11 protein-coding genes are annotated in these 17,667 nt (G+C 72.0%); all 11 read right to left on the reverse strand.

The window, feature by feature from the left end:
- Positions 1-27: 27 nt before the first annotated feature.
- Positions 28-681, reverse strand: a complete 654-nt coding sequence (locus tag ACZ6AQ_RS14085) for a hypothetical protein (RefSeq protein WP_468760007.1) — start codon at positions 679-681, stop codon at positions 28-30.
- Positions 678-1,973 carry an MFS transporter gene (locus ACZ6AQ_RS14090; RefSeq protein ID WP_468760008.1) on the reverse strand — a complete coding sequence of 432 codons (1,296 nt, stop codon included), beginning with the start codon at positions 1,971-1,973 and terminating at the stop codon, positions 678-680. The genes ACZ6AQ_RS14085 and ACZ6AQ_RS14090 overlap by 4 nt, the downstream gene beginning before the upstream one ends.
- Entirely contained in the window at positions 1,970-10,288 is an 8,319-nt protein-coding gene (locus ACZ6AQ_RS14095; RefSeq protein WP_468760010.1) for an amino acid adenylation domain-containing protein, read from the reverse strand. Before ACZ6AQ_RS14095 ends, ACZ6AQ_RS14090 begins: the two co-directional genes overlap by 4 nt.
- Complete coding sequence (locus tag ACZ6AQ_RS14100; RefSeq protein ID WP_388693414.1) at positions 10,285-10,515, reverse strand: MbtH family protein; 231 nt, start codon at positions 10,513-10,515, stop codon at positions 10,285-10,287. The genes ACZ6AQ_RS14095 and ACZ6AQ_RS14100 overlap by 4 nt, the downstream gene beginning before the upstream one ends.
- Positions 10,516-10,520: 5 nt before the next feature.
- Complete coding sequence (locus ACZ6AQ_RS14105; protein ID WP_468760012.1) at positions 10,521-11,597, reverse strand: thioesterase domain-containing protein; 1,077 nt, start codon at positions 11,595-11,597, stop codon at positions 10,521-10,523.
- Between the two features lie 150 nt (positions 11,598-11,747).
- Positions 11,748-12,746, reverse strand: a complete 999-nt coding sequence (locus tag ACZ6AQ_RS14110) for a TauD/TfdA family dioxygenase (RefSeq protein ID WP_468760014.1) — start codon at positions 12,744-12,746, stop codon at positions 11,748-11,750.
- Positions 12,747-12,840: 94 nt separating this feature from the next.
- The gene (locus ACZ6AQ_RS14115; protein ID WP_468760016.1) at positions 12,841-13,578 is read right to left on the reverse strand and encodes a thioesterase II family protein; all 738 of its coding nucleotides are present in this window, start codon (positions 13,576-13,578) and stop codon (positions 12,841-12,843) included.
- Entirely contained in the window at positions 13,575-14,804 is a 1,230-nt protein-coding gene (locus ACZ6AQ_RS14120) for a cytochrome P450 (RefSeq protein WP_468760017.1), read from the reverse strand. The genes ACZ6AQ_RS14115 and ACZ6AQ_RS14120 overlap by 4 nt, the downstream gene beginning before the upstream one ends.
- On the reverse strand, positions 14,801-16,639 hold the full coding sequence (locus tag ACZ6AQ_RS14125; RefSeq protein ID WP_468760018.1) for a non-ribosomal peptide synthetase: 1,839 nt from the start codon (positions 16,637-16,639) through the stop codon (positions 14,801-14,803). The genes ACZ6AQ_RS14120 and ACZ6AQ_RS14125 overlap by 4 nt, the downstream gene beginning before the upstream one ends.
- Positions 16,636-17,415, reverse strand: a complete 780-nt coding sequence (locus ACZ6AQ_RS14130) for a thioesterase II family protein (protein ID WP_468760020.1) — start codon at positions 17,413-17,415, stop codon at positions 16,636-16,638. The genes ACZ6AQ_RS14125 and ACZ6AQ_RS14130 overlap by 4 nt, the downstream gene beginning before the upstream one ends.
- A complete protein-coding gene (locus ACZ6AQ_RS14135; RefSeq protein WP_468760022.1) occupies positions 17,412-17,624 on the reverse strand; it encodes an MbtH family protein in 213 nt (70 codons plus the stop codon). Before ACZ6AQ_RS14135 ends, ACZ6AQ_RS14130 begins: the two co-directional genes overlap by 4 nt.
- Positions 17,625-17,667 lie beyond the last annotated feature (43 nt).

Below are 17,667 nucleotides of genomic sequence, written 5' to 3' on the forward strand. Positions count from 1 at the left end.
GGGTGTCGGATGTGGGGTGTCGGCCTTTTAAAGGCCGGTGTGCGGGAGGCGGTCCTGCTGTTCTTCCGCCGTACTGCCCTCGGGGACCCACCATGGAATGTGACGGTCGAGAGGGGCGATCGGCATGACGGCCTTGAACATGTCGTTCTCCATGGTGGCCAGCCGCACGTCGTACGGTTTGCCGACCGCGGCGAAAGCGCGTTGGATTCCCGTGCGCTGCCGTTCGATGAACTTGGCGTTCCGCTCGAAAGTGCTGACGGGTTGCAGCAGGAAGTAGGTCCGCTGGTCGCCGTGGCTGTACCGCGGCGATGTCTCCGGGTAGCAGGGGGCGAAGGAGACCAGGAAGAACAGTTCGCCCTCGATCATCGCGTACCAGCGTTCATCGGGCTGCGGATCGTCGGGAATGTACACGCTCGGGAACATCCGGGTAAGCGTGGTGTAGAAGCGTCGGGTGAGATCCACCAGCGCGTCCAGCGTGGTGCCGAGCGTCGGCTCCTCGAAGGTGATGATCATGCCGTCGAGCGAGCGTTCTTCGGCCGTGCGGAAGAAGTCCGAGATGAGGTCGCGGTGCCGCGCCAGCTCGTTCTCGACGTCATCGGTCGGAATGGTGATCCCGGGTCCCAGCTTCGACGGCTTGGCGAAGGGGCAGTACGTCTTCTGCGTGATTTCCTCGAAGCTCATCCCTGGTTCCCCGCCTTCACTGCTTCCGCGCCCGCCGGCACTGGTGCGCTATGGGCTTTCGTGGCCCGGCAGCCGATGACGTAGAACCACCAGCTGGCCATCACGACGGCGATCAGGACGTAGAACATCGCGGCCGGCACGAAGTGCTGGAGCAGGAAGCCGCAGAGGATCGGCCCCAGGGCGATGCCGATGTGGATGAGATTCTGTGCCCCGAAATAGCTGCCGCGCAGGTTGTCGGGGGCGATGGAGTCGATGAACGTGAACTCGGCGGGCACCAGGACGACCTCGCCGAGGCTGAAGACCACCACGGCGGCGACGATGACGGCCGCGTTCGTGGACAGCGACATCGCGACCAGCCCGATGACGAAGGCGCCGATCCCGACGGTCAGCCACTTCAGGAGGTTGTCCTGCTTCAGGCGGCTGCCGAGGGCGTACTGGGCGCCGATGACCGTGATGGCGTTGGCGGCGGAAATGTAGGCGACCAGCCTGTAGGCGGTGTCGCGGTCCTCCACCAGGACGAGGTACTGCGACATGAAGGTCAGGAGGGGCCCGTACACCACGATGCTGAGAATTCCACCGATGGTGAAGTAGGTCAGACGCCGGTCCGCCCCCATCACCTTCAGCACGTCGCGGAACTTGGGGGTCTCTTCCTCGTCCTGCTTCTCCGCGCTCTGCTCCGTTTCCCCGGCCGGTGTCGTCGTACCGGTGCCGGCGGGCAGGAACCGTTGGCGGAAAATCACCAGAGGCACCAGGGAGGCGCCGATGACGACGACGCTGAGGAAGAACGGCCCGCCGGAACCGAGCGTGAGCGCGGCGATGCCCAGGAAGGGGCCCACCGCCGCACCGATGTTCTGCAGCGAATACCGCAGGGAAAACACCTTGACGCGGTTCTCGGCCGGCACCAGTTCGGAGAGCAGGGCACTGCCGGCGACGCCCATCGACCAGGAGGCGACGTTGGTCATCAGCAGGATGACCGTGACGGCGACCGGATCGTGGAACACCGTCAGGCTGAGATTGAACAGGATGATCGCGATGTCCAGCGCGATCACCAGATCGATTTTTCTGAACCGGTCCGCGAGATAGCCGCCGTAGACGCCCGCCAGCGTGCCGACCAGTACGCTGCCGCCGATCACGTAGCCGATGGTGGCGCCGTCCATGCCCACCGTGTCGTACAGGTAGATGGGCATGTAGGCCAGGATCGCGAAGGAACTCAGGCTCCGCGCGGCGGCGGAGGCCAGGAGGACCTTCATCGCGAACGGAAGTCCACGGACCATCGTCAGGAAGTTCTTCATCCGTTGTCCCCTGCCGCGATCGTTTCGAGCGTACCGATGATGGATTCCTTGATCTCGTCGATCCGGTCGTCGTCGAACACCCCGGGGTGGTATCCGACGGTGAACGTGATGTCCCGGTCCGGGGTCACCGTGATGCTGAGCGGGTAATGCGGAATGCCCGCTCCGTCCTGCGCCCGCTCGCGCACCCGCAGACCGTCGGCGCCGCTCTCGTCGAGGGAATCCGCGGGGTAGCTCTGGAACACGTAGCAGGCGTCGAACAGTTCGCCCGCCCCGAAGATCCGCTGGATCTCGGTGAGCTCGAGGGAGCGGTGCGGGAAGATGTCCAGCTGCGACTCCTGCACCCGGGCCATGGTCGTGCCGACGGGCTCGCCCGGCTGGACGCGCACGCGCAGCGGCACGGTGTTGAGCAGCAGCCCGACCATGGACTCGGCGCCGTCGAGTTCGGCCGGCCGCTCGGAGACGGTGTTGCCGAACAGCACGTCGTCGCGCCCGGTGAGACGGCCGAGCGCGATGCCCCACGCCGTCTGGAGGGCCGTGTTGAGGGTCACCCCGGCCCGGGCGCACCGCTGCCGCAGCGAACCGGTCAGCTCCGGCGTCAGTGTGACGTCCGTGGCGCGCAGCGGGACGTCCGGCGCCGGCTTGCCGGCGTGGACCCTGGACGGGCCGTCGACGCCCGCCAGATAGCTCCGCCAGGCCGACACCGCGGTCTCGCGGTCGCACGACGCGAGCCACGCCAGGTAGTCGCGGAAGGGCGGCGCCGCCGGCAGCCGCTCGCCGCGGTACAGGGCGAACAGCTCCCGCCACACCAGCGAGTTCGACCAGCCGTCGAGCAGGATGTGGTGGTCCCCGACGAGCAGCCGGTGCCGCTCCGGTCCGAGGCGCAGCAGGGTGAAGCGCATCAGCACGGGCGCCGACAGGTCGAACCGCCGGCCCTGGTCCGCGGCGAGGATCTCCGCCTCCCGGCGCTCCTGCTCCGCCGGTGCGAGCCGGGACAGGTCGTGCACGGTCCACGGGACCTCCACCTGTTCCCGCACCACCTGCACCGGCGCCTGGAGGCCCCTGTGGGTGAAGCCGGCGCGCAGGTTGGGGTGTCTCGTCAGGAGCGCGTGCGCCGCCCCTCGCAGCCGCTCGGTGTCCAGCGGCCCGTCCAGGTCGAACAGGCTCTGCCGCTGATAGGGGTCGGGGCCGTGGTGGTCGGCGGCGCTGTACAGCAGGAAGCCCTGCTGGAGCGGGGTGAGCGGCAGGACGTCGCAGAGGCCGGGGTAGTCGGTCTCCAGCTGGTTGAGGGCCGACTGCTTGACGTCGACCCAAGGGACGTCCGAAGGGGTCAGCCCGCCGAGCTCCGGATGCTCCGCGAGGCCGGCCAGTGCGCTCAGGAAGGTCACCCACCGGTCGGCGAGCGCCCCCACGGCGGCTTCGGTGAACCGGGTGGCGTCCCAGGACCAGACGGTCTCCAGAGCCTTGCCGTCACCGGCCGGCCGGACGTCGACGGCGAGGGCGGGTTCCGTACCGCCGTCCCCGAAGCGCGCGTCGCCGTCGGCACGGTCCGCACCGGCGGGCATCACCCGGAAGCGCACGTGCGAAGCCCCGTACGGGGACAGCCGCCGCGCGGCCGCGGGGTCGGCGAGCAGCGCGGAGTAGTTCCGGCCGGCTTCCGGTACGGCGCGTACCTGCTCCTTGACCCGCTTCAGCACACGGGCCAGCTCGCGCGGTTCGGCCAGGGCCTTGTCCAGGTCCGGGGTGCCCGGATTGAGACGCACCGGGTGCGCGGCCGGGGAGTCCGCCGTGGCCAGGTCGAGCCGCAGCCAGGCGCCGGCTTCGGGCAGTCGCGTACGGCGCCACTCGACGAGCACCGGAGCGAGCGCGGCCACCGCGATGTGTTCGGGGCCGCAGTGGTACAGGCGCGGCAGGTCGGTCAGCAGCCGCTCGGCGTCCTCGCCGGTGACGCGCCGGGTGAGGCGCCCCCGGGCCACGCCGGGCGAGGCGCCGGACACCGGGTAGGCCGGGTCGGGAGTCCGCAGGATCTTCTCCCAGGCGTCGACGTCCACGACCGCGCCGTCGTCCGCCGGGTGCGCCTCGGCGTGCTGGGCGGCCCGGGCCACCAGGGCCTCGACCGTCTGCTCGTGGAACACGTCGCGCGGGGTGATCCGGAAGCCCTCCGCGCGCGCCCTGCTGACGAGTTGGATGGACCGGATGCTGTCGCCGCCGAGGTCGAAGAAGCGGTCGTCGGCGCCGACCGCCGCCAGGCCGAGGACGTCGGCGAAGAGCGCCGCCATCGCCACTTCCCGCGGCGTGGCCGGAGGGCGTCCCGTCCGGGAGCCGAACTCGGGTGCGGGCAGCCGCCGGATGTCCAGCTTGCCGTTGGGCGTCAACGGCAACGCGTCCAGTACGACGACGGCGGCGGGCACCATGTGGTCCGGCAGCCGTCGTGCCGCGTGGCGGCGCAGTTCGGTGGCGAGGCCGAGGCCGCGATCGGCGGCCTGGGGGTCGTTGGCGAGCTGCCGCGGCGGACGCCCGTCCTCGTCCGAGGCCAGGAACACATCGGTCAGTCCCTGCCCCGGGGCCCGCCCGTCGGCGAGGAACACCACGTCGAACCGGTCGCCCTCCTCGGTGTCGGTCCACGTCGGGTGCACGGTGTAGCCGAGCCCGGCGCCGATCCCGCACAGGGTCTCGGGGTCGACCCCGGGCCGTACGCCGGCGGCCTCGGACAGGCCGCGTACGGAAGCGCCGGTTCCGGAAGCCACCCGCCGCGCGGTCGCCACCTGTGCCGTCACCCGGCCGTTGGGGACGCCGGTGACGCGCAGCGCCCGGGGCCGGGCCGTGGCCAGGTGGGCCTCGACGTCCTCGGCGCTGCTCCACCCGCGCGCGGGCACGTCGGCGAGGGACAGCAGGTCCGCTCCCCGCTTGTGCAGGACCACGTCGTAGCGGAAGTCCGTCAGCTCGTTGCGGAAGGACCCCCGCTTGAGCTGTACGTCCACACCGGCGATGTCCGGGACCAGGTCGCCGATCCGGGCGAAGAAGGCCGGGTCGAGCAGCAGCTCGCTCTCCAGCTCCTGCTGGTGGGCGACGATGTCCCGCACCGTGGCCGGCGAGTCGTCGGCGTACGCGCCGTCGTGCAGGACGATGGCGGTGACGAAGGCCCGCAGCAGCCGCAGGTTGCGGATGTCGCCCAGCACGATCCGCCCGCCGGGAACGAGCATCTCCGTGGTCCGGCGCACGACGTCGACCAGGTAGTCGACGCTGGGGAAGTACTGCGCCACCGAGTTGATCACCACGGTGTCGAAGCGGGCGGGCGCCAGCGCGCCGACCTCGTGGGCGGCCAGGGTGTGCAGCTCGACCCGGTCGCGCAGGTCGCCGCCCGCGATCGCCCCGCCGAGGGTCCGGATCAGGGCGTCGGAGAAGTCCACGCCGGTGTAGGCGGTGCAGTGCGGTGCGACCGGCCGGAGGATCAGGCCGGAACCGACCCCGACCTCCAGCACTCTGTCGGGCCGCAGGTCGAGGATGCGCCGGACCGTGGCCTCCTGCCACTCGGTCATGTGCTCCAGCGGCAGCGGCTCGTTGTCGTAGCTGGAGTTCCAGCCGGTGAAGTCCTGCTCGGCGCCGAGGTCGCGCTGCTCGCTGTACCCCTGCTCGTGGATCTGGTGCCACTTGTCGACGTGCTCGATGTCGCGGGTCCCGCCGTGCGCCCGGGGGACCACGTAGCCGACGAGCTGCTGATGGCCGGGGGTGTCCTCGCGGACGACGACGGCGGACTGCGCCACCTCCCGGTGGTCCTTCAGGACCGCGTCGATCTCGCCGAGCTCGATGCGCATCCCGCGGATCTTGACCTGGTCGTCGGCGCGGCCGACGAAGTCCACCACGCCGGCCGCACCGTTCGCGCGCCAGCGCGCCAGGTCTCCGGTGCGGTACATGCGGCTGCCGGGGGCACCGAAGGGGCAGGCCACGAACCGCTCGGCGGTCAGGGCCGGCCTGCCGAGATAGCCGCGGGCCAGGCCGTCACCGCTGATGTACAGCTCGCCGGTGACGCCGGGCGGCACCGGGCGCAGCGCGGCGTCGAGGATGTACACCTCGGTGTTGCTCAGCGGGCGGCCCACCGGCACCGACGCGTCCTCGAAGCCGTCCGGGCCGCTGCCGCACTCCCAGTACAGGGTGTCGACGGTGGCCTCGGTCGGCCCGTACGCGTTGATCATCCGGCGGCCCGGCGCCCAGGCGGCGGCCAGCGCGGGCGGGCACGCCTCACCGGCGACCATCACGTTGCCGCAGTCCGCGAGCGCGTCCGGGGACATCCCGCTGAGGATGGTGGGCGAGAAGGTGACGTGCGTCGGCCGGTACCGGGCCGTCACCGCACGCTGCCGGTCGGCGGAGAGCAGCTCGTCGGGCGAGGTGAGCACGACGGTCGCGCCGGCGAGCAGGGTGCAGCACAGCTCGCAGAACGTCGGGTCGAAGTTGATCGAGGAGAACTGCAGGAACCGCGAGCCCGGTTCGAGCCGGAACCGCTCGAGGTAGCTGTGGGCGAGGTTGGGGATGCCCCGGTGCGTGACGGCGACGCCCTTGGGGCGCCCGGTGGAGCCGGAGGTGTAGATGACGTACGCCAGGTCGTCCGGGCGCAGCGGCGCGCGGCGGTCCGCGTCCGTCGGCGCGTCGGAGCGGTGCCGCGCCAGCTCGCCCGCCGTGTCCGGGGCGTCGAACTCCAGGCGCGGCAGCCGCCGCGCCCCGTCGGTCAGCTTCGCGACGACGTCGCTCGTGGTCAGGAGCATGACGGGAGCGCTGTCCTCGATCATGAAGGCGAGGCGGTCCGGCGGATAGTCCGGGTCGAGCGGCAGGTACACGCCGCCGGCCTTGAGGATGCCGAGCAGCGCGCACAGCAGTTCGGGACCGCGCCGCATCGCGAGCCCGACCACGTCGTCACGGCCGACGCCGCGGGAGATCAGCCAGTGGGCGATCCGGTTCGACCGGCGGTCCAGCTCGGCGAAGGTCAGCTCCGTGTCCTCGTGGACGAGCGCGACGGCGTCGGGGGTGCGGGCCACCTGATCGGCCAGCAGCCGCGGATAGGTCGCACCGGACAGTTCCAGGCCGGTGTCGTTCCACTCCCGCAGGATCGTGCGCCGCTCGGCCGCGCCCAGGACGTCGATGGACGCCAGCGGACGCGCCGGGTCGTCGGCCACCGACCACAGCACCCGCAGCAGCCGTTCGCCCAGGGCCTCGGCCGTGGACCGGTCGAACAGGTCGGTCGCGTACTCGATCTCACCGCTGAGCCCGTCCGGCCGGCCGGCCGCGGTGAACCGCTCGGTCAGTTCGAAGGTCAGGTCGAACTTCGAGGTGCGGGTCGGCACCACCTCGAGCGCCGCCGCCGGCTCACCGAGGCGCCACTGCGGGGCCGCGTTGTTCTGCAGCACCAGCATGACCTGGAACAGCGGGTGGTGGCTGGTGCCGCGGGTCGGGTTCAGCACCTCGACGAGGTACTCGAACGGCAGGTCCTGGTTCTCGTACGCGGCCAGGTTGGCGGTCCTGACCCGGGCCAGCAGGTCGGTGAAGGCCGGATCGCCCGAGGTGTCGGTGCGCAGCACCAGGGTGTTGACGAAGAAACCGACGTTGTCGTCGACGGCACGGTCGGCGCGTCCGGCGAGGGCGCTGCCCAGGGGGATGTCGGTGCCGGCGCCCAGCTTGGTCAGCAACGTCGCCGTGGCCGCCTGGAGCACCATGAACAGGCTGACGCCCTCCCGCTTGGCCAGCTCCGTCAGCCGGTCCGCGAGCGGGGCCGGCACCTCGAAGGGCATCACGTCGCCCCGGTAGGTCGCCGTGACGGGGCGCGGACGGTCGGTGGGCAGCTCCAGCAGCTCCGGCGCGCCGTCGAGCTGTGCGCGCCAGTAGGCGAGCTGCCGCGTCATGAGGCTGTCCGCGTCGTCGGCCGAACCGAGGAGTTCGCGCTGCCACAGGGTGTAGTCGGCGTACTGGACCTCCAGCGGCGGCGTCGTGGGAGCCGTGCCCGCGCGGTGGGCGGTGTACGCGTCGCACAGGTCGCGCACCAGCGGGACCAGCGACCAGCCGTCGCTGGCGATGTGGTGGATGCACAGCAGCAGCACGTGCTCGTGTTCGCCGGTGCGGAACAGGTCGACGCGGACCGGGACGTCGGTGGTGAGGTCGAAGAGGTGTCCCACCGCCATCTCGATGGCGACGGGCAGCTCCTGGTCCGTGACCTCGTGCACGGAGATGTCGGCGGCGGCGGCCACGGCGGCGTCGGAGCCGGCCACCACCACCTGTTCGGCGCCGAGGGGCCCGTCCGCGAACCGGGTGCGCAGGCTTTCGTGCCGCTGCAGGAGGTGGACGACGGCCGCGCGCAGCGCCGCGATGTCGAGCTCTCCGGTCAGCCGTACCGCGACGGGCATGTTGTAGGTGGCGCTGGGGCCCTCCATCCGGTGGAGGAAGTACAGGCGCTGCTGGGCGTACGACAGCGGCAGCGAGGCGCCGCGCTCCATCGGACGCAGGGCGGGGCGGGCCCGCTCGGCTCCGGTGAGCAGCAGGGCGAGGGCGGCCGGGGTGGGCTCGTCGAAGACGGCCCGGATGGGTATCTCGACGCCGAGTTCGCCGCGGACGCGGGCGACGAGGCGGTTGGCGGCGAGCGAGTTGCCGCCGCGGTCGAAGAAGCTGTCGTCGGCACCGACGTCGTCGAGCCCCAGCACCTCGCCGAACAGCCCGGCCAGCACCCGCTCCTGCGGGGTGGCCGGAGCCCGGCCCGACCCGGTGCCGGAGCGGGTCGCCGCCGGCAGCGCCTTGCGGTCGATCTTGCCCGCCGGAGTCAGCGGGAAGCGGTCGAGGATCCCGATGCCGGACGGCACCATGTGCGCCGGGAGCCAGGCGCCGAGGGCGTGGCGCAGCTCGTCGGCCGTGGGGCTGTGGCCGCCCGCCGGTACGACGTACCCGGTCAGCTGGGCCACGCCCGAGACGTCCTCGCGCATGATCACGCGCGCCTGGGCCACCTGGGGAAGCCGGCGCAGCGCCGCCTCGATCTCGCCGAGCTCGACGCGGTAGCCGCGGATCTTCACCTGCTCGTCGGTCCGGCCGACGAAGTCCAGCGTGCCGTCGGCACGCTGCCGCACCAGGTCCCCGGTGCGGTACATGCGGCTTCCGGGGGCGCCGAACGGGCAGGCCACGAACCGCTCGGCGGTCAGCGCGCCGCGTCCGCGGTAGCCGCGGGCCAGGCCGTCCCCGGAGAGGTAGAGCTCGCCCGTCCCGCCCCGCGCCACCGGCGCCAGGCGGTCGTCCAGGACGTGGACCCCGGTGTTCCACAGCGGGCGTCCGATGGTGACGGGCTCCCCGGCGGTCACCGGCGCCAGGAGCGACCAGATGGTGGTCTCGGTCGGGCCGTAGAGGTTCCACACCGAGGCGGTGCCCGAGGCGAGGAAGTCGGCGAGGTCCTGCGGCAGCGCCTCGCCGCCGCACAGCAGCCGCGCCGTACCGGGAAGTTCGGCCGGGCTCCAGTCGGCCTCCCGCAGCAGCTGCCACAGCGCCGGGGTCCCCTGCACCAGCGTGGGCCCGGCCGCGGCCAGGTACCGGCGCAGCGCCACGCCGTCCACGGTGGTCTCCCGCGGCACCAGGTGCACCGCGGCACCGTTCACCAGCGGCAGGTACAGCTCCAGTCCGGCGATGTCGAAGGAGATCGAGGTGGTGGAGAGGACGACGTCACCCGGGTGCACCCCGAACCGGTCGGTCAGGCAGTCCAGGAAGTTCGCGAGCGAGCGGTGCGTGACGACGACCCCCTTGGGGCGCCCCGTCGAGCCCGAGGTGTAGATGGTGTAGGCGCCGCGGTCCGGGTCGAAGTCCGGGCCGGCGGTGCCGGCCGGAGCCGGGACCCGCGGGTCCTCCCGCCGGTCCTCCCGCCGGTCCAGGTACAGCACCGCGCCCGTGTCGACCCCGGTCAGCTCGTCGAAGCCGGCCTCCGCCTCCCGGGTGGTGATCAGCGCCCGGGGCGCGGCGTCGGCCACCATGTAGGCGAGCCGGTCCGGCGGGTAGTGGGGGTCCAGCGGCAGGTACATCGCCCCGGCCCTGAGGGTGCCGAGGAGCGCGGCGACCAGGTCGGGGGAGGTGGGCAGGAGGATCCCGACGATGTCCTCCGCCCCGATGCCCCGGTCGGTCAGCCGGCGCGCCACCCCGTCGGCCCGGGCGTCGAGCTCGCCGTACGTCACGACGGTGTCCCCGGCGACCAGCGCCGGCGCCCCGGGGGCACGGGCGACCTGTTCCGCGAACCGGCCGAGGAGACCGGTCGCCGGTGCCGCCCCCCGGACGAGGGCGTCGAAGCGTTCGAGTTGTTCGGTCATGAGGCCAGTTCTCCCGCCACGGCGCCCGGGTGAACGGGGCCCAGGTCTGTCCAGTTCTTCTCGATGTGCTCGGCGCAGGCCGTCCGCGCTCCGGGGCCGAAGTCGGTGTGCCATCCGGCGGGCACGGCGGCGGACGCCGGCCACAGGGAGTACTGACCGGCGGCGTTGCGCAGCACGAGGTACACGCCGGTGGCGTCCTCGAACGGGTTGGTGGCTGTGCTGTCCATGCTGATCAGTTCTCGCCCAGGTAGTTGAGGGTGCGGGCCACGAGGTACGGGGCCTCTTCGATGCAGAGCCGCTGGCCGTAGAAATCGGAATCCAGCACTTCCGCGGTCAGCTCGCCCTTGACGACCGAACTCCAGTCGTCGAGCGTGTCGTTGTCCCGCGCGAGGAGCAGGAGCAGATCGACGTCGGCGGGCTCGGGGCGGTACGACTCCCACGCCCGCGCGGTGCTGACGAAGGAGGTGTAGAGGCGGCGGCAGAACGCCTCGGCCCGCTCGTCGAAGCCCAGGCCCGTGCCGAACATGGCGGCGGCCGAGTTGCGCAACGCCAGTTCGAGGTCGGCGTCCCGCGGGTCCATCGCCGGAAACTGTTCCGTGGTGCCCGACATGCGCAGGAGGCCCTCGTAGAAGTCCACGATCAGCTCGTCCTCGGTCATCACACCGGCGGAATCCCGCTCGATGTAACCGTCGACCACGATCGTCCGGCCGACGGCGAGCCCGCGGTCGGCGGCGATGCGGTTGATCTCCAGGCAGAGCGCTCCGCCCGCGCAGGAGCCGAAGAGGTGGAACTCGTCCTCGCCGAACTCGTCCTGCAGCGCGTCCGCGTAGAGCCCGGCGAGCCCCTGGATGTCGTCCGGCACGCTCCCGGCGCCCTCGACCAGCAGGGGCGACTGCAGCCCGTAGCAGGCCCGGTCCGTGCCCAGCTCCCGGACGAGCCGGCCGTAGCCGTCGACCATGCCGTGCCCGGCGTGGACGAAGACGATCGGGGTGCGCGCACCCTGGTTGCTCATCCGGATCAGCGCGACCTCGGCGTTGGCGGCCTGCGGCTGCGCCTTCTCCGCGCTCAGTTCGGCGATGGTCTGGAACCGCATCAGGTCGCCCATGTTGAGCCGCCAGCCGAGACGCTGGTTGATCTGCTCGACGGTGACGAGGGCCGTCAGCGAATCGCCGCCGGCCTGGAAGAAGTTGTCGTGCACGGTCACGTCGTGCTTGAGCGTGGTGCTCCAGATGTCCAGGAGCATCTGTCGCACCAGGCTCGGTGCCACCGGTTCGGCCGGCGGGATGACAGCCGTCTGGGCTGCGGTCATGTGATGTGTCCTTTTCGGGAATCTCGCGGGCGGTCGGCCGGGAACTGTCCGCCGGATCGGGCCGTGGGCCCGGTCCGGCCCCGGTGCGGTGCGGCTCCTGGGGCGTGTGTGCCGGGCGCCGTCGGGCGGACGGGGCCTTCGGCACACGCCCTAGGCCAGAACGGGCCCCGGGCCGGTCCGGTGCGACAGGCCGGGCCGCCCGTCCAGGTGGACGTAGACCCGGTGCAGCCAGCGGTCGTTGCCGTCGTAGCGGGGGGTGAACTCGGTACGGCCGTGCACCACGAGGCGGTTGTCCAGGAACGCCATGTCGCCCGGCCGCAGCACCAGCTCCGACGCCACCTCGGCCAGGGCGGCGCCGAGCCGGCGCAGCGCCTCGCCGGCCTCGCCGTCGAGCGCCCTGGTCGCGTTGAAGTCGACCTGGATGTCCGGGTCGTCGAACGAGCCGTTCAGGACGCCGTGCGCGGTGGCCGCGTCGCCCGCGCGGAACGACGGCGGCGCCTCGGTGACGAAGCGGGGCTGGCGCAGGATCGCCACGTCGTCGTCGTCGAGCAGCACCCGCGCCCGCCGTACGGAGGAGAACAGGGTGCCCGCCGTGCCCTCGTGGTCGCTGCGCAGGCACAGCAGTCCGATGAGGTCCGGCCGGTGCGGGTGGAAGGCGTTCTCGTTGTGCAGTTCGAGCTCGACGGAACCGCCGTTGCTCTGCGAGGCCGCCAGCACCGGGACCGGTACGACGTTGTGCACCAGCGCGCCGTGCTTCTCGTCGCGGAAGGCGAACACGTCGCCGAGCTGCTGGCCGAGGAGCATGGCCGTCGAGGCGGGCACCGTGGCTCCGCGCTCCACCGAGTCCGGCACCGACGGAGTGGCGGGCAGCCTCTCCGCGTCGACGGGGAGGTTCCTGACCAGCAGGGTTCCGCCGGGGCCGGGCGCGGAGCGGAAGTCGCGCAGGGCTTCGAGCAGCCGGACCGGCAGCCGGCAGCTGTGCCGCCGCGCCTGCGCCAGCCAGCGGGGATCGTCGACCCGCCCGGCGGCCGGGGACCGGTGCAGTTCCTCCGCCAGGGAGCGCACCTCGGTGCGCTCCCGCTCGGTCAGCGTCACGCTCGACCGGTCGGTGTCCTCGGGGATTCGATGGCTCAACACGTGCAGGGGCATGTCTGGTCCTCTGAGCGTCTGCGCAGCCTTGATGCTGCATGGCACGCCGCGTCCGTTCGCGCGGTGTCTGGCAGTCACGAGCCGCATCGGCCGTCTACGCGCCGATCGCGGCGGTCATCTCGCGCTCGACGAGGTCGCGCAGTTCCCGGGGGAAGCGGAGGAATTCCCAGTGGTCCCCTTCGAGGACGTGGTACGTGGCCGAGGCGCACTCGTCCCACCCGGGCCACACCTCCGACGGGGGGACGACGGCGTCCTCGGTCCAGCCGATCACCGAGACGGGGACGTTCCGGCTGGGCAGCGCCTCGGCCCGGTAGCCGCGCTGCAGCCGCACGTCGGCGAGCAGGATCTCCGCGGCCATCTCGAGGTATTCCGGGGGCAGCCGGTAGCCCAGGGCCGCGCACCGCTCCTCGATCTCGGCGACCATGTCGACCTCGTCGAGGTCGACGAAGTTCAGCTTGCCGTAGAGCCCCTTGTGCGGAGCGCCCCACCCGGAGGCGAACAGCCGCCGGGGAGCCGGCAGGCCCCGCTCCTCCAGGTGTGCCGCGATCTGCAGCAGGAAGGGCACCGCACCGCAGTGCCCGATCAGCGCGTACGGCCGGTCCAGCCGGTCGGCGATCTCCGCCACCAGGCCCTCGGCGAACTCCTGGTGGCTGCTGACGTGGGCTTCGCCGAACCGGTTCTCGCGGCCCGGCGGCTGCACGGCGCAGAACCGGCCCGCGCCGAGCTCTCGCGGCCACGCCTTGAACGAGGCGGCTCCGGTGCCCGCGTACGGCACGCCGAAGACCAGGTAGTCGCCGTCGGCCGGAACGGGCTGCAGGGTCCAGACGGTCATACCGCGGTCACCTCGACGGGAACGCTCTTGTACTCGAGCATGAAGTTCGACCGGAGCCGGACGGCCGGGCCGGCCGGGACCAGCCGGCCGGGCCGCTCGCGCAGGCCCTGGAGCAGGGCGGCGAGCGCGGTGCGGCCCATCGCGGCGCCGATGCAGTGGTGCGGTCCGCTGGCGAAGCCGACGTGGCGGTTGGGGGTGCGGCCGAGGTCGAACCGGTCCGGGTCGGGGAACTGGTCCTCGTCGCGGTTGGCGGACGCCGTCCACAGCGTGACCGAGTCGCCCTCGGCCAGTGGCACGCCGCGCACCACGACGGGTCTGGTGACCTGCCGCTGCACGTACGAGGCGGTGGACGTCCAGCGGACGAACTCCTCGAGGCCGGTGCCGACCAGCTTCGGGTCCGCCCGCAGCCCCTCCCACTGCGCCGGGTCGTCCATCAGCGCGAGCAGACCGCCACTGGCGCTGTGCTGGGTCGTCTCGTTGCCGCCGATGGCCAGGTTCATGAGGTTGAACAGGAGCGTGTCCTCGTCGAGTTCGCGCTCGCCCGGCTCGGGCCGGAGCAGGATGCTCACCGCGTCGTCGCCCGGCGTGGCCCGGCGCTCGGCGATCAGGTCCAGGAAGAAGTCGAAGACGTCCGCCTGGGCGGTCGCGAGCCGCAGCCCCTCGTGCGCGATACCGAGGGTGTGGTCCTCGTCCCGGTAGCCGATCATGGCCTGGGTGAGGCGCAGCAGGTGCAGGGCGTCGGCGTGCCCGATGTTCAGCTGGGCCATCAGGCCCCCCGCCGGCAGCTCGCGGGCCACGTCGGTGGCGAAGTCGCCGCCGCCGTCGGCCCACATCCCGTCCAGCACGACGGCGACCCGCTCGCGGACCGTCTCCGTCACCCGCTCGATCATCTTCGCGGAGAACACCCGGTGCATCCGGCGGCGCAGCTGCCGGTGGCGCTGTGCGTCGGAGGTGACGAGCATGCGCCCGGAGGCGGTGTCGACCTCGTTGCGGAACGAGCCGCCGATGACGGTCCCGTGCTCCGAGCTGAACGTCTCGGTGTCCCGGAAGGCCATCAGCACGTCGTCGAACTTGGTCAGGGCCCAGAACCCGCCCTCGGGCGTGGGGTTCCAGTGGACCGGGTCCTCCGCGCGCAGCCGCGACCACAACGCGTGGGGGTCGCCGGTGACGAACGCCTCGGTGTCGTTGAGGTCGATGTCGGCGGCCGACATCAGGAGCTGTGTCATTCGTCCTCTCCCTTGCTCCGCGACGCGTCGAGGGCGAGCGCCATGTCGGACAGCACGGTGTTGCCGAGGACCTCCTCCAGGCCGAGGCCCGCCTCCTGGTCCCGGTTGATCCGGCGGCTCATGCGGAAGGCCAGCATCGAGTTGCCGCCGAGCTCGAAGAAGTCGTCGTCGACGCTGATCCGCTCGGTGCCGAGCAGCTCCTCCCAGACCTTGACGAGGTAGCGCTCGCTGTCCGTGCGCGGAGCCACGTAGTCGCTGCGGCGCCGGTCCCGGTCGTCCAGGAACCGCAGGAGCGCCGCCGTGTCGCGCTTGCCGTGCGGGGTGGACTGGATCTCCGGCACCTGGAGGAACTCGGAGGGCACCTGGTAGTCGGGGACGGTCGCCTCGGCGTACGCGCGCACCTCGGGCATGGTGGTCCGGCCCTGGGGCACGACGAACGCGACGAGCCGCTTGTCCTGGCCCTCGCCCCGCGCCAGCACGGCGACGTCGAGGACGCCGGAACAGGCCAGCAGCGAACGCTCCACCTCGCGCGGCTCGACCCGGTAGCCGCGGATCTTCACCTGGTCGTCGTTCCGGCCGAGGTAGTCCAGTACGCCGTCGGGGCGCTCGCTGACGAGGTCGCCGGTCGCGTACATCACGGACCCGGGGGTGCCGAACGGGTCGGGCAGGAACCGCTCCGCCGTTCGCGCGGGATCCCGCAGATAGCCGCGGGTCACGCCGGCTCCGCCGATGTGCAGCTCGCCCGGCGTGCCCTTCGGGACCGGGCGCAGCCGCGCGTCGAGGACGTGCAGCCGCACGCCCGCGAGACCGGCGCCGATGGGCACGCTCGTCGCGTCCGGCGCGACGTCGGTGATGGTGAACGCGGTGGCCGCGGTGGTTCCCTCGGTGGGCCCGTACAGGTTGACCAGTTGGCCCGAGAACTTGCTCGCGAGCACGTCGCGGCAGGCGGCGGGACGGACCACGTCGCCACCGGTCTGCAGCACGCGGAGCGAGGAGAACACGTCGGCGTCCTCGGCCGCGATGTGGTTGAAGGCCATGGTCGGCGAGAGCAGCGCGGTGATCCGGCGGCGGCGCAGCTCGCGGCCGGGGTCGCCCTTCACCAGGTCGGGCACCGAGGGCATCATGACGATCTCGGCGCCGGCCCAGAACGAACTCCACAGCTCCCAGTGGAAGGTGTCGAAGGAGATGTTCGCTATCTGGGCCACGCGGTCGGCGGGGCCGAGGTCCGGCAGCAGCGGATTCACCGCGAAGTGCACGAGGTTGTGGTGTTCGACCACGACGCCCTTGGGGGTACCGGTGGAGCCGGAGGTGAACAGCACGCACGCGGCGTCCCGCGGGGCGGGCTCGGGCAGGGCGTCCTTCGGCGCGTCGGTCCGGGCGCGTTCGGCGTCGTACTCCCAGACCACGGTGCGCACCTGCTCGCCGAGCTGTTCCCGCTCGCCCGGACCGACCAGGGTCAGGCGGCCGTCGGCCGCGCGGAGCATGAGCTCGCGCCGGGCCTTCGGGTACCGCAGGTCCACGGCCACGTAGGCCGCGCCGGCCCGCAGGACGCCGAGGATGCTGATGACGAGGTCGACGTCGCGCTCGCGGTGGATGCCCACCCGGTCCTCGCGGCGTACGCCCTCCTCGACGAGGCGCCGGGCCAGCTCCGCCGACGCGCGGTCGAGCTCGGCGTAGGTGAGCCGGCGGCCGGAGTCGTCCGACACCGCCGGTCGGTCGCCGTGCGCGGCGGCCGACCGGGCGAAGAGCTCGGTGAGGGTGGGGGGCGCGTCCGGGCCGGTGCGGTCGTCGGCGTGCACGGCGCGCATGGTGTTCACGTCAATCACGGTGTTCACGGTGTGAGCACTCCTGTTCCTTCGGGGAGACCGTCCGCGATGACCTGGAGCAGGTCCGCCGGTGCCGATCGGTGGGTGAAGTCGTCTCCGGTCAGCAGGACTCGCCGCACGTTTCCGTAGGCCGACCACTCGTCCATCTCCTCGGGACGCATGTGCGTGTCCCCGGTCCAGGAGATGGTGGTGACGTCCAAGGGGGTGCCGCCCGGACCCGAGGGCTGGTAGGCGCAGGTCAGCGCGATGTCGGCGCGCAGCACCTGGATGGACAGGGCGAGCAGTTCGTCCGGGGGCGTGGGCTCGCCGCGCTGCTCGCAGCCGTGGCGCAGTTCCTCCCTGTACTCCTCGTCCGTGGTCTCCGGCGTGAAGGGGCCGGAGCGCCCGCCGCCGAAGTAGCCGCCGCGGTGGGGAGCCAGACAGGAGGAGGCGAAGATCTGCCGGGGCACCGGACCGCCACGGGCGGCGAGTTCGACCGAGAGGCCGTAGGCCAGGCGCGCTCCGAAGCAGTGGCCGAAGAAGGCGAAGGGCTTGTCCAGGTAGGGCCGGAGCGCGTCGGCCGCGTCCTTGGCGAACACGTCCATGGACGTGTGGGCGGGGGACCTGAACCGGTTCTCGCGGCCCGGGAGCTGGACGGGGCAGATCTCGACGTCACCCGTCCGCACGGGCCAGCCGCGGTAGGCGGAAGCGCCCATCCCGGCCACCGGGAAGCAGAACACCCGGGCCCGCGCGTCGGGATCGGTGTCGCGGACGAGCCATTGCCGGCCGCCTTCTCGTGCGCTCACGTCCGCACCCGTCCCACACCGGCCGGACGCGAATCCGTCCAGTTCTCGGATATCCATTCCAGGCAATCGGGCTTGTCGCCGCGGTAGCCGGCCTCGCTCCATCCGGGGGGTACGGAAAGGCCGGCGGGCCAGATGCTGTGCCGTCCTTCCTCGTTGCGCACGGCCAGCCATGCGGCATTTTCCGCTGCTTCCCATGAGGTGTTGCTCATCATTGCTCCGGTCGGGATGTGGGTGGGTGATTTCAAAGACGGT

The sequence above is a fragment of the Streptomyces sp. NPDC041191 genome, from assembly GCF_055591945.1.

What these genes read in the sequence shown, in the direction of transcription:
- ACZ6AQ_RS14135 (WP_468760022.1), bottom strand. Translation starts at nt 17,624, where the DNA reads ATGAGCAACACCTCATGGGAAGCAGCGGAAAATGCCGCATGGCTGGCC.
- ACZ6AQ_RS14085 (WP_468760007.1), bottom strand. Translation starts at nt 681, where the DNA reads ATGAGCTTCGAGGAAATCACGCAGAAGACGTACTGCCCCTTCGCCAAG.
- ACZ6AQ_RS14095 (WP_468760010.1), bottom strand. Translation starts at nt 10,288, where the DNA reads ATGACCGAACAACTCGAACGCTTCGACGCCCTCGTCCGGGGGGCGGCA.
- ACZ6AQ_RS14120 (WP_468760017.1), bottom strand. Translation starts at nt 14,804, where the DNA reads ATGACACAGCTCCTGATGTCGGCCGCCGACATCGACCTCAACGACACC.
- ACZ6AQ_RS14110 (WP_468760014.1), bottom strand. Translation starts at nt 12,746, where the DNA reads ATGCCCCTGCACGTGTTGAGCCATCGAATCCCCGAGGACACCGACCGG.
- ACZ6AQ_RS14105 (WP_468760012.1), bottom strand. Translation starts at nt 11,597, where the DNA reads ATGACCGCAGCCCAGACGGCTGTCATCCCGCCGGCCGAACCGGTGGCA.
- ACZ6AQ_RS14115 (WP_468760016.1), bottom strand. Translation starts at nt 13,578, where the DNA reads ATGACCGTCTGGACCCTGCAGCCCGTTCCGGCCGACGGCGACTACCTG.
- ACZ6AQ_RS14090 (WP_468760008.1), bottom strand. Translation starts at nt 1,973, where the DNA reads ATGAAGAACTTCCTGACGATGGTCCGTGGACTTCCGTTCGCGATGAAG.
- ACZ6AQ_RS14100 (WP_388693414.1), bottom strand. Translation starts at nt 10,515, where the DNA reads ATGGACAGCACAGCCACCAACCCGTTCGAGGACGCCACCGGCGTGTAC.